Origin of the sequence: Chitinophaga sp., from assembly GCF_039596155.1 — a bacterium.
Taxonomy (GTDB): Bacteria; Bacteroidota; Bacteroidia; order Chitinophagales; family Chitinophagaceae; genus Chitinophaga.
The window spans coordinates 20,073-32,959 of the sequence record NZ_JBCNKF010000038.1; the positions used below are offsets into that span (position 1 = coordinate 20,073).

The following is a 12,887-nucleotide window of genomic DNA, read 5'->3' on the forward strand; positions in this document are numbered from 1 at the left end:
TTTTATCAGGCACCTGCGACCCTAAAACGAATACGTATAGTTCATGCTACTGGTCCATTCATTGACAGCGCCTTTCTGAAGGTACAGCAGTGAGCTGCCCAGGTTATGTTTCTTTCCCCTGGGTGTGTAGCCAAAGGTGCAACCCGTATTGAAAAGGGTAGACTGAGTGGCAGCCGCCTTTGTGATATTGTAAGTGACAAGTAGTGCAGCCTTGCAGACTTTATTAAAGAACTGTTTACTGATGTTGATATGAGGGCCGAAGAATTGAGTGTTTAATCCCGTGGACGTGTTATAGTAATAATTAAACGCGGTCGTGATGGACAGGTTTTGTTTGTCTAACAGATAGGTATAGCTCAGATTGGCTGTCAGAAAACTACTCAGGTTATCATTTGCATCACTTTTATCGCTGGCGTGCTGGAAAGAAGTATTGAGTGTGATGGCGCTCTTTTTTATCTTATACATTAACAGGTTGTTATAAGTAGTGTTAACCTGGTAGTAATCCAACGTGTCGAGCGGGTTAGTGAAATAAGGATCGACAAGTGGGCGTACGCGGGTGAAAGTGCTGAAATTCGAATAGCCCGTGGTGATTACCCAATGGTCATCAGGAACAACAGAAGTGTTGATACTGGCAACCCATCGACGCGTATCACTCATTTTACTGTGGTGGAGGTTGTTGACCTGCATGCCGGCGTTGGCGGTGAGTGTTATTCTCCCTTTTGCCAGCTGCATAGTTGGGGCGACGGTGATGTTCCGCATATCATCGACTACAGCATAAGCACCCAATGTCTTATAGTCTGGTGCTACACGTTCATAGCGGAGCTGGATGGCGCAGGTACCTGCTGTGTAGCCGATACCTGCCTGTATAGCGTCGTAGTAGATATTGTTCAGTACCGAAATAGAATATGCTGCTTCTGCGAAAATGCGCCGGGTGATACGTTGTTTTAGCGCAAATGTAGCTGTCTGATTTGTATTCGAAATATCATTTGCACTGAAGAAAGCCATACTATAATAGTTACCGTTGTTCTCGTACCCTACCTTACCGCCATATCCATTTCGTCTCATATCCTTATTCAGGGAGCCATACATGGCTGCAATGCGCCATTTACCGGGGGTTAGCTCCACCCCTACCCCGTTGAATACATGACCAGCCAATGTATAATTGGAGAATTGCATGCTGCTGGTACCCAGGTATAGTCTGGCCCACTTATAGGAAGGCGCGAACCGGTATTGGTTAAATGGCTGCGAATATTGGGTGCCCTGGTTACTATAGCTGAATGAGAAAGGCATGCCGTAACCAAAGAAATTAATATTGATATTCCCATTCAGGTACCAGGTAAGTGGGTCACGACGTTGTTCCATGCCAAAAGCTTTGTAAGCGGTGGTACTGGCATGAATGCTGCCGTTCAGGGTGATACCTTTCCTGATGGCTAACTGGTCGAGCGCCTGCGCATAGGCTTGTTGAACAAACAAAACAGAGACAATTAAGTACTTCATAGGTTTAATAAATGACTTCAATAACTTTACTCATAGCAGATTTTACACCACCACGAAGCACAGCGGAAATTTTATATTTGTATACGTTGCCCAGGAAAAGGGTATTGTCGGGAAATTCATTTGTACCTCCGTCTTGTATAGCGTAGAGGGTAAACGGATCATTATTTTTAGCACGGTAAATGCGATATTGCTTTACATCCGGTACATCGTACTGCCAGCGCAACAGTATATGATTATTTTGTTTCTCTGCCTTCCAGATACTTACCGGCGGCCGGATGCCCGGTTCAAAATAGATATCGCTGCTGGTTTCACAAATGGAATTCCCTGCAGCATCCCAAACGCGTAGCTCATAGAAGTAAGTATTGCCTGGCCGGACAGCGGTATCATGGAATGTAGTTTGCAGGTGAGCCGAATCCCAACTACCTACCTGCTTTCGAATGCTATCTCGTGTATTGATGCTGAAAAGTGAATACCGCACTACATCTTTGCTGGTACTATTGTGCCATGCAAGCACTATGGCACTATCATTACTGATGGATTTAGTAAACAGGGGAGCGGAGGGAGGGATGGTGTCCGGGCGTTGTAGCTGTATGGGGATGGTATAGGGAGAGGTATTATAGTTTCTGTCAACAGCAATTATTTTATAATAAATGTCTGAAGTGAGTGTATGCAATGTAATGGTATCAATAAATGAAAGTGTCTCATTACAGGGGCGTTTTGATAAGATCGATCTTGTTACCTCGCTAAATTCCTCCTTGAGATGATTGGCACGAAATACCCTGTAACCCAACAAATCAGGTTCTGTATTCGACCTCCATTTCAACCTGACAATACCCGTACTATCTACTGTTCCTTCCAGCCCTACAGGCGTCGTAGGTGGGATCGTATCAGTAAGCTGGGCAAAATAAGGGAATGAATATATAGCTGTGCCTTGTTTTGTAATTCCTTTGATACGATAATAGTTCGTGGCATCAGGATGATGGTCTGTAAAGGAATTCACTGCCTTGTTTATCCTGTTTAGCGTACCGATCGTGGTAAATGGACCTTTACTACTACTGCCCCTGGTAATCATAATCTTTGATAACTGGTCCTTCAGATCACCCGGAAGGGACCAGCGGATTTCAACGTATTTATTATCCTGTATGATCATCGTATCCAGTTCTGGTCTGTAGGCGACCGCTGTAATGCCCATGCCGGTTATGATTTCCGAGTATGGTCCGTAGTCGCCAAATGGTGTAATCCCTTTGACTCTGTAAGAATATCTATGGTCATTATCAGGGAGCGTATCTTTGAAATGAGGAGCAACTACGGGCAGACCTGATACCGGGTGAAAATCACGCTCGTTCTTTCCATTCTGTGCCCGCTCTACTATATACGCTGAATAGTTATCCTGTTTCCAGGCAAGATCAGCCGTCTTATCTCCACAAATGATCGTCAGCTCCCGGGGCCTGCTCAAAAGCTGAGGTGCCGCTATCACTACTGCCGTGTCTATAAGCATATTCTTAGGCTGCTGCGCTACCGAGATGCGGTATATATAGCGGCGCCCGTCCCGGATATCTCTATCTTCAAAATACAACCCCGCGCTTCTGGCCGCCTGCATTGAAAGATCACAGGCTAACAAAGCCATGGCCATTCTCCATTCATACTTATTCTGTGTTTCGTAAAATGCGCCAAACCCTTTCCCGGGGACCAATTTCTCTCCATAAATGACTTCTGCTACAATAGCGACTTTGTCATTATCAGCCTCCATCTTGTCCAGCGGATACGGCCTGATGGGCAGTGGCGTTAATAACACGGCTTCAGCTGGTGTCCGGTCTACAGTGATCCGCTCTACATTATAACCGTATCTGATGCCCATCTCCCATCCCACCATACTGGAAGGCGCCCATCGCAGTCTGATCAATCCCGGTTTTACATCTGCCACAGCAGCTACGCGGTGGTCCTGCCCTGACACCCATTGGTGAGAGAGCAGCAAAAACAATAAGATTCGGTACATGGATATTTACAGTTTGTAAAAAATACTTTTGGTGATGGATGATGTAATATGATTTGTGCCGGGTAACTGATATGCAATATCTACAGGGTAATAGATATTCCGCTGCAAATCAGGATACAGACTATTCAGCAGTGGCGATGAAGGCTGAACGCGTGCGGTTTTATTCAGGAGTGTATGATAGTCTTTGTTGGCCTCACAGGAAACATAGTAGACCATTCGGGCTCTACCGGTTGTAACATCATCATTGGCCAGGCAGACAGCAGCTGATGGCAATGATAATGGAAGAATGGTATTGTTGTAGATCAATGGTATGATCTGCTGCTGCCACCAGCTATTATTTGTATTTGCTTTCAGCGATACAAGCTCACTTAATTCAAAGGAATCAAAGGTCTCCGCCATATCCCATCGTTGTCCTATCACACTGATATACCCGGCACCTACATCAAAGAAATCACGTGGATGAGCCGCACCACTCATTTTGTCGACAAAAGTGCTATACATGCTCGTCCGGAATCCATAACTCAACAGTTCTTTACTACCTGTACCCATCGCATCGCCCTTCAGGGTATTCTCGGTAACATGGGTAGTATCTCCAGCCGAAGCAATCGCTATACGGGAACCAGCCACCATATTATCGCTGGTGGCTGTACTTTCTTTCAAGACACGCAGGCTGTAAACAGTTTCCTTCATCATCCCGGACGGAATGGCAAAATTCAATTGTGCCATTCCTGAATCATAAGTAAAGTTTGTATGCAATGGCTGCCCGTTTTCAGCCACCATTTTCACAGTTATCTGGTCTGAGAACAAATAAGGCTGTCCGCGTTTCAGTTTAATATATCCATTTGTCGTTTCCTTTGGTAAAAAATGCGCCTGCCCTTTTATCGGGTATTCATAAGCCACATTCTCCCATGGAATATAATCAGGCGCAGGCCCGGTCGTGAATGAAGTTGTTTTGATCTCGCTATCTTCCAAAGCGATCCAGCTACCGCCCTCCTGCCGTTCTATATGTACCCTGGCCGTGGCATTGAGCGCTGTAACCGCCGGCAGGATATCTCTCAGATTCAGTGTCGCTGTTGTACCATCAGCAGCAATGTCGGTTGTACCGGCGAGGATTGTTTTATCATTGAATAAAGTGATTCCATCTACCTGTACCCGATATGTCTCCACTTCATCAAAATTGTTCAACATTGAAAACGGTTTCATAACAGGTACATTGAAAGCCACCTGGGGTACAGCAAATACACTCACCTCAGCTGACTTTGGATCTGGCCTGATGTCACTAATAATTGCAAGATCCAGTTCCTTCGCATCTACCATCCCGCACTGCGAACCAAGCTCCACTTTGATACTGGCCGTCCCTTTTACCATGCCACCCAATACCGCATACTTCACTCCTACCATTCCTTTCATCCAGGAGGGATTCGGCATTTTTGCCTGCAGTAACACAGCTGCAGCTAACTTAGCGATAGGAAATCCTCTCTTTTTGCCCAGCACCTTCACGCGTATCCCGACTTCTCCATTCAGGTAAGCATATGCCTGTCCTGACGCATACCAACCATTGATCCCTATTACTTCATTACTGCCTTTACAACGGGCATCTCCATAATCACGCAAACAAATATCAGCACCTGCTCCTACATTAAAGTCTCCATACACCCCATAATCAAAGCTGAATCCCATAGAAAAATGTGTGCCAAAAGCCAATCCTCCTCCAGACTTCAACGGGAACGATGCTGTATTGTAGCCATCCAATACCTCACTGACCTCTTTAGGCAACGGCGGCATATCTTCTACCATAGACCCGGTCATAAAATAAGCTTTTGCATGCGCTAACCCGGCAATATCCAGGTTAAACATCTGCGAAGGTCTGCCTATATAAAAGTACCAGCCATCAGGTCCGGTATGAAAAGCACTCTCCCCGTTGCCCTTCATAAAACAATCGATGTAAGTCTTTGCGATCGCATCGAATGTATTATTCACATTGTCGTACCGCATTTTCAATGTAATGCGGACCGGTGCACCATCATCCTTTGCAGGCGCTTTTACCGGTACATGCAATACATACCCGTCCCCGTCAAACTGTGCGTATCGAAAGCCCCCATCTGTGCTGAACTGCACCTCCAGCGATGCATTCACATTCACGATCATTTCTTTTACCAGGGCCAGCGACACTCCTCCCATAAAACCCAGGCCAGCCTCTTTCGAAGGAATATATTGGAAGATCTCATCCTGCTCCTTCAGACCTCCCTGCTGGTCCACCCTATTTCTTGCGCCATACGCATCAAAGTTGCCCGGCCTTTCCATATGATAAGATAGCCCGCCCATTAACCCGGTCAGGTTTAACATAGGAGGTATAGGAATATTCGTACCCACATAAGCATCTACGTGATAATACCTGTAATCGTCCTTTGACCCAAAGTACGCCGTTGCCTTCGCTTCGGGAACAGGACCCGGCAATCCAAATTTTAAATAGCCCCTGAAACCGTTGCCATAAACCGGATGCTTATCAAAAAGCGTCAGTATTCCGTCCAACTTAAACGCCATCACTGCCACTGAAAGATGAATATCACTGATACTCACCTTCCCGTCTGTTACCAAAAACGAAGTGGACCCGCTAAACCCCTTATCAGCCGCGTTCATGAAGTTCAGTTTCACATCTGCACCAATTGCAACTTTCCCTTCTGCAATACCTAATTGAATATCATCAAATGAAACCGGGAATGCCGCCATTTTACTGCTATTCCCACTCAGGGAGAAAACCCCGCTATGCACATAAGGCGGTTGTGTAGAAAGCACCAGGTGCTGGAAACCAATGCCCTGTATGTTCAAGACGCCTTTATTGATATTCAACCGCCCATGCAGCGTAGCAACCGGCACAAAATCTGTTACTTCTATGCGTGAATTTTTATCTAAAAGCAGCTCACCGGCAAAACACTCATACTTCCGATCTTCCGATATCGCCAGCGCAAATGAATAGTAAGGCTCCTGTCCTCTCATATTCACAGCTGCCTCATAGTCCAACGGTGTTTTCCCCAAAAAATCAATCTGCAACTGCCCGCCGAAAGTACCTCCATTTAATCTGTTCCTACTGAAGCTGATCCCCAGTTGGCTGATCGATATCGGCCATCCACTCAACCCTGCATCACCCAGTTGAATGACATCCTTCGCCACCACCGTTCCACTAAGCCCTTCATCATCTATCACAAAGTCACTTACCTTCACCACAGGGCGACCCAACTGCGCGGGTAGCGCTACTTCCAGCTCCTGTAAATAAAACCCTCTCCATAACACATCCGGTTCTAAAAGCCCCTCAGGGTTCACCAGGTCGCTCAGGTCCACCACCGCATGCCTCACCTTAAAACTGAAGTCCTTCAGTCCTGCGATATGAAACGCCGGCAGATCTATCCCGGCAATAATATCATTGAAGTCAGATACATATACCTGCAAGGTTGTTTTCAGCTGGCTCACGCCAGTGTCGGCGGGTGTGAGCCATTGGGAATCAAATTCAAATACCCCGCTTAAATTAGCCCCTTTAAAGCCGTTACAATCCCAATCAACATAAGTCCTCCCATCCCCTGGAAAAACGACATTAACGTGCTCGTTCAGGGCAATAAGCTGATCTTTTAACAATACCAGCCTTGTGGTACCTGCCGCGCCTATCCCTGCGGGAGTGAAAGCAATATTCTTTCCGCCAAAGATCAGCTCCCGCGTTGTACCCGGAAATGTAAATTTGAAATAGGCGTTCAGATAAGCACCTGTAGGTGTAAACCGTGCACTGTCGATAGCAATGACATATGTTCTGCCGTTGATCTCCCTCACCAGACCTACTGGTAAATGGTCCATATCCCGGGCGCCAAGGGCACTTACATAATGCCCGCTATCCTGTATTTCTTTGAATATACCTGCTACATAGTTTGTATCCGGTGCGGAACCTGCCAGTGACCAGGCCGGGTAAAACAGACATAGGATAACCAGCCACAATTGCTGTAGTACAGGTATAGGGTTACGATTAAACTTCATTATTATCAGGTTTCAAACAATCATCTGAATATATAACTATTTTTTCATAAGAAAATATTTAATTATTTCTACAAATATCCTATGGTGCAAGATGGAATAAAACGGGGATTAACTAACAAAAGTCAAGTGGATTCATTGTTGCAGCGCTGAAATTTGTGTTATCAAAAATACACACAATGCCGCAAAAGAACTTAGCACTGGTGTCTGGCGCAAACGGACATCTGGGCAACAACCTTGTAAGACTGCTGATTAAAAAAGGTGTTCCTGTACGTGCCACAGTCAGGAACCTCCATCACAAAACTCCTTTCCACGGTCTGGACTGCGAAGTGGTACAGGCGGACATTACCGACAAGGCCTCTTTTGTCAAAGCCCTGCAGGGTGTTGATACATTCTATGCCGTAGGCGCCTCCTTTAAACTCTGGGCAAAAGATCCTGAAAAAGAGATCTACGATGTCAACATGAATGGCACCCGCAACACCATCGAAGCAGCTGCCGCTGCAGGCGTGAAACGCATTGTGTACGTCAGCTCCATCGCTGCACTGAACTACACCCAACTGCCTGCCAAAGAAAGTAACGGCTACAATCCTGATCGCCGGGATATGTATTACAACTCAAAAAATGACGGGGAAATACTGGCATTCAAACTGGCCAAAGAATTGGGTATTGAGCTCGTGTCTGTGATGCCTTCTGCCATGATCGGCAGCGAAGCATTCCTGCCATTAAATGTATCCTATGGTGTGCTAAAACTTATCCTCAACAGGCAGATCCCGATGGATACGCGCATTACCCTGAACTGGGTAGACGTAAAAGACGTGGCAGAAGGTTGCTACCTCGCAGCCCTGAAAGGAAAACCAGGTGAGCGTTATATCCTGGCGAATGAAGAATGCATGACCATTACAGATACTACTAAACTCGCACAGCAACTATATCCTGAACTGAAAATAAAAATCCCCGGCACGGTACCACGGTTCATGCTCTTCGCCATCGCAGGTATCATGGAATTCTCCGCCCGCATTCGCAACAAAGCCCCCCTGCTCACAAGAAAAGACATCGCCATGTTCTCCGGCTTACAGCAGAACTTCGATATCTCCAAAGCAAGAAAAGAATTAGGCTTCCATCCTACGCCCCCTAAACAGGCTGTTACCGAAGCGCTGGCTTACCTTATGGAACATAGAGAATTATTGTAACTTTGTGTATGCATAAAAAACTGCTGGAATATATCGCTGCTACGATAACATTGCAGAAAAAGGATATGGCACCGATAGAGAAATATTTCGAACCAGTGCTATATCCTAAAAACCGTATCCTGGAAGAAGCAGGTAAAGTACCTGTCTACCTTTACTATATCGTATCCGGTTACCTGCGCCTCTTTCACTACAACGAAAACGGCGATGAAGTCACGACGCATATCAATTGCCCTCCCGGTTTCTTTACTTCCTATTTTAATTTCATCAACCAGACACGGGCAGAGGAAAATGTAGAATGTATAACGGACTGTGAATTGCTGCGCATTACGAAAGAAGACCTGGATCAGCTGACCGCAGAAAGTGATGTCATGAAAGATTTCAGTATCCATGTATTTCAGCAATCTATAACCTACAATGAAAACAGATCTAAAGAACTGGCCACATTGACTGCTGAACAGCGATACATGAACCTGATCACTCACTACCCGGATATTTTGCATAATGTACCGGTGCAATATATTGCCTCTTTCCTGGGGATGAAGCCAGAAAGCCTGAGCCGTATCCGAAGGAAGCTGATGAATGAACATAAATGATTAAGCACATCATTCCACGTACCTGCTTATTTCATTCAAACATATTATATATCCAGGCATGCTCATCCAGCAACCATCACCTTATCCCTCTCATAAAATATCATACAATCCTCCCATCAGATTCACGAAATACCGTAATGTTCCTGCCTATCCAATTTTCACAATCACCTCATTCGCAAAACATTGCTAAAGTGGCATAGTATTCGCCAACCCGCTTCCAGAAATAACCAATATTCTTATGATGAAAACCTTTCTCGCCTCAGGGCTACTGCTTGCCCTATTATCTGGCTGTACCAAAAAAGACCTTCAGGAAAAAGCTACTACTGTCGCCGCAACAACTGCTGCCATCTCCCCTGCCGGAGACGTAGTCGGCAAAGTAACCGTAGGCTACCAGGGATGGTTTAATGCACCCGGCGATGGCTCTGCCGTAAACAGGTGGACACACCAGAACCTGGACATGTGGCCGGATATGCGTGAATACGAAATCACCTATGCCAGCACTTTCCCAAAGCTGGCCAATGGAGACACTGCGAAGATGTTCTCCTCCTATGATCAGTCGACCGTAAACACCCACTTCAGATGGATGCAGGAAAACGGTATTGATGCCGCTGCACTCCAGCGTTTTTCCGGAGAACTGGCCGATCCGGCATTTAAGTCCATGCGGGATGGCATGGCGCAAAAAGTAAGAGCTGCCGCCGAAGCCACCGGCCGTAAGTTCTATATCATGTACGATGTTTCGGGCGATGTCAACATGCAGGAACGTTTAAAATCCGATTTTACCAATACCATTTTAGGCTCTCTAAATCTGCTCTCTTCTCCTGCTTATGCCAAACAAAATGGTAAACCTGTCATCTGCATTTTCGGTATGGGTTACCAGGGCGCGCCTGCTCCCGGGCCCGGCGATTCTGCACAATGTCTGGACGTGATCAACTGGTTCAAAAATCAGGGCTACTATGTAATTGGTAGCGTACCGATGGACTGGCGTATACCCAATGTCTTCTCCCGCAGCAACTTTGCGACTGTCTACAGTTCATTCAACATGCTCGCTCCATGGGCTGTGGCGGCACAGGTCGGACCTACTTACCAGCCATGGATCCAGGGCGACTTTGACTATTGTACGGCACATGGTATGGATTATCAGCCAATTGCTTATCCGGGCTTCTCTTTCCATAATTCCAATGCCAGCAGTCCGCTGAATGAAGTACCCCGTAATCACGGTGACTTCCTCTGGGCACAGGTAGCCGTAATGAAACAGGTAGGCGTACATAGCCTGTATATCGCGATGTTCGATGAAGTGAATGAAGGAACGGCTATTTTCAAGGTGGCAGAGAATGCCTCTCAGACACCTGTCAACAGCACATTTGTGAACCTTGATCAGGATGGCGTTGCTGTCTCTGCTGATTTCTACCTCAGGCTTGTACATGATGCAGGCAGGATGATCAAAGGAGAAATTCCTTACCAGGCTACGCATCCTACACAACACATCATTGGTGGCAGTGGGCCGCTTGCCGATGGCACGTACAAGATCATTAACAAAAACAGTAACCTGTCACTCGACGCCACCGGTCAGGGCACTGCCAATGAAACGGCTATCCAGCAATATAGCTACAGTGGTGCAGCGAACCAGCAATGGACCATCACGGGCCTGGGTAGTGACCATTACAAGATCATCGGTGTACAGAGCGGCAAGGCACTGGACATTAAAGGGCAATCGCTGTTAGACGGTGCTGCACTGCAATTGTATGACTACAATGGTGGCGCGAACCAGCAGTTCATCATTTCGCCTGCTACAGGTGGTACTTTTACGATCCAGGGGGTACAGAGTGGTAAGCTGCTGGAAGTACCGGCGTTCTCCACTGCCGCAGGTACTAAGATTGAGCAGTACCAGGCGAATAATGGTGCCAACCAACAGTGGATTATTACAAAATTATAAACACACAAAAGATCGCTTCCTGACAACAGAGAAGCGATCTTTTGCTTCTTACAAAATGTTACAATAGCCCACTTCAAAATAACACATTTCATGCTACGCAATTATATCCTAATATTGCTCATTCTCTTCCTTGGTGCCTGCACACGGAAAGGCGTAAATGATGACAATATGCTCAAAGCAAACCAACTGGCATTCTCAGCTCCCGCTGCTGGTTACGGCAGCCTCAAAGACACCAACATCCTCTACTTCGGCAGGTGGGATTTCAGCGACAGCACGAAATTCAACGCCTACTGGGGAGGCGCATATATCAGGGTCAACTTTACAGGTACTACTGTAAAGCTGCAGACCGCCAACAAAAGTAACTTTTACGCAAGCATAGATGGTGGTCCATGGGTGTCTTATAAGGACATAGGTGGCATTATCGACCTTACGGCTACCCCACTGTCAGCTGGCAATCACACCCTTAGCATCGCACAGGGTAAAGATTACGATTACCTCTTTAGTTTCCAGGGACTGATCCTGGACGCGGGAGCCACCACCAGCAAACCAGCTGCTTCCGACTATCTCATTGAATATATCGGCGATTCTATAACTGCCGGTTACCTTGATGAGCAGGCCAATGTATCAGACTACGCATGGATCTGTTCTGAAGCCCTGGGTGCTGAACATACGCAGATTGCGTATCCCGGTATTGCACTGGTAAGCAGCCCAAGGCATGGGGTTGCGATGGATAGCCAGTACTTCAAATTACAACCACCGAACTACATGCCCCGTGTAGCATGGGATTTCTCCAGGTACACGCCCAGGGCCATTGTGCTTAATCTGGGTACAAATGACAGTGATTATGAGGATTCAGATGCTACTTTCCAGGCAGTATATGAGTATCTGTTAAGTGGAATCAGAACAAAGTTCCCACAGGCTGAGATCTTTGTATTGCGCACATTCCTCGGTATTCGCTCACAACCTACTGCCGCGGCTGTAGCGGCGCGTATTGCGGCAGGTGATAAGAAGATCCATTATGTAAATACGGAAGGCTGGATTTCGCAAAACACAGCTGATTACCTCGAAGATAACCTGCACCCAAGTGAATCAGGACATCTCAAAATTGCCGGGTTATTACAAGCGGTATTAGCCCCGTATGTAAAAGGGACAAAGGTGATTCCAGATGGTGTTTACACCATCGTCAACAAGAACAGTGGGCTTGTAATGGATGCAGCCGGGCAGGGCACGGCCAGTGGTATTGCGATACAACAATACACAGATAATGGAGGAGCAAATCAGCACTGGCAGGTAACGGGCATAGGGAATAACCGGTATAAAATCGTCGGTGTACAGAGCGGAAAATCAATGGATATAAAAGGGCAATCCCTTGCCAATGGTGCCGCGCTGCAATTGTATGATTACAATGGTGGAGACAACCAGCAGTGGATCATTACTAAAAATGCAGATGGCTATTATACTATTACTGGTGTACAAAGCGGCAAAGTACTGGAAATACCCGCACTTTCTGTAACACCAGGTACTGCGGTCGCGCAGTATGAGAATAATGGAGGAAGCAATCAATTATGGTCGTTTAAATAAACTGGCGGCGCTCATCTACTGAAAAGAGGTTGTACCAAAAGTAATTTGAAGACATTGAGAATTCAGTATTCAAAATTCCTCTC

Annotated in this window: 7 protein-coding genes; 4 read left to right on the plus strand and 3 right to left on the minus strand. The window is 46.4% G+C overall.

Annotated elements, in window-relative coordinates; all coding sequences use genetic code 11:
- Positions 1-21: 21 nt before the first annotated feature.
- The 3 genes from ABDW33_RS27225 to ABDW33_RS27235 are packed head-to-tail and all read right to left on the minus strand — an operon-like array spanning position 22 to position 7,510.
- Positions 22-1,494 (minus strand): hypothetical protein, encoded by a 1,473-nt coding sequence (locus tag ABDW33_RS27225; RefSeq protein WP_343693265.1) that lies wholly within the window; start codon positions 1,492-1,494, stop codon positions 22-24.
- 4 nt (positions 1,495-1,498) lie between these two features.
- Positions 1,499-3,490: a hypothetical protein gene (locus ABDW33_RS27230; RefSeq protein ID WP_343693266.1), complete on the minus strand. Its 1,992-nt coding sequence runs from the start codon at positions 3,488-3,490 to the stop codon at positions 1,499-1,501.
- Between the two features lie 6 nt (positions 3,491-3,496).
- Positions 3,497-7,510, minus strand: a complete 4,014-nt coding sequence (locus ABDW33_RS27235) for a hypothetical protein (RefSeq protein ID WP_343693267.1) — start codon at positions 7,508-7,510, stop codon at positions 3,497-3,499.
- Positions 7,511-7,686: 176 nt separating this feature from the next.
- Here ABDW33_RS27235 and ABDW33_RS27240 point away from each other — a divergent pair, with 176 nt between their 5' ends.
- The 4 genes from ABDW33_RS27240 to ABDW33_RS27255 all read left to right on the plus strand — a co-directional run bounded on the left by ABDW33_RS27240 (position 7,687) and on the right by ABDW33_RS27255 (position 12,804).
- The gene (locus ABDW33_RS27240; RefSeq protein ID WP_343693268.1) at positions 7,687-8,697 is read left to right on the plus strand and encodes an NAD-dependent epimerase/dehydratase family protein; all 1,011 of its coding nucleotides are present in this window, start codon (positions 7,687-7,689) and stop codon (positions 8,695-8,697) included.
- Positions 8,698-8,705: 8 nt separating this feature from the next.
- Entirely contained in the window at positions 8,706-9,290 is a 585-nt protein-coding gene (locus tag ABDW33_RS27245) for a Crp/Fnr family transcriptional regulator (RefSeq protein ID WP_343693269.1), read from the plus strand.
- Between the two features lie 238 nt (positions 9,291-9,528).
- Complete coding sequence (locus tag ABDW33_RS27250) at positions 9,529-11,223, plus strand: RICIN domain-containing protein (protein WP_343693270.1); 1,695 nt, start codon at positions 9,529-9,531, stop codon at positions 11,221-11,223.
- Between the two features lie 90 nt (positions 11,224-11,313).
- The gene (locus ABDW33_RS27255) at positions 11,314-12,804 is read left to right on the plus strand and encodes an RICIN domain-containing protein (RefSeq protein WP_343693271.1); all 1,491 of its coding nucleotides are present in this window, start codon (positions 11,314-11,316) and stop codon (positions 12,802-12,804) included.
- Positions 12,805-12,887: the final 83 nt, after the last annotated feature.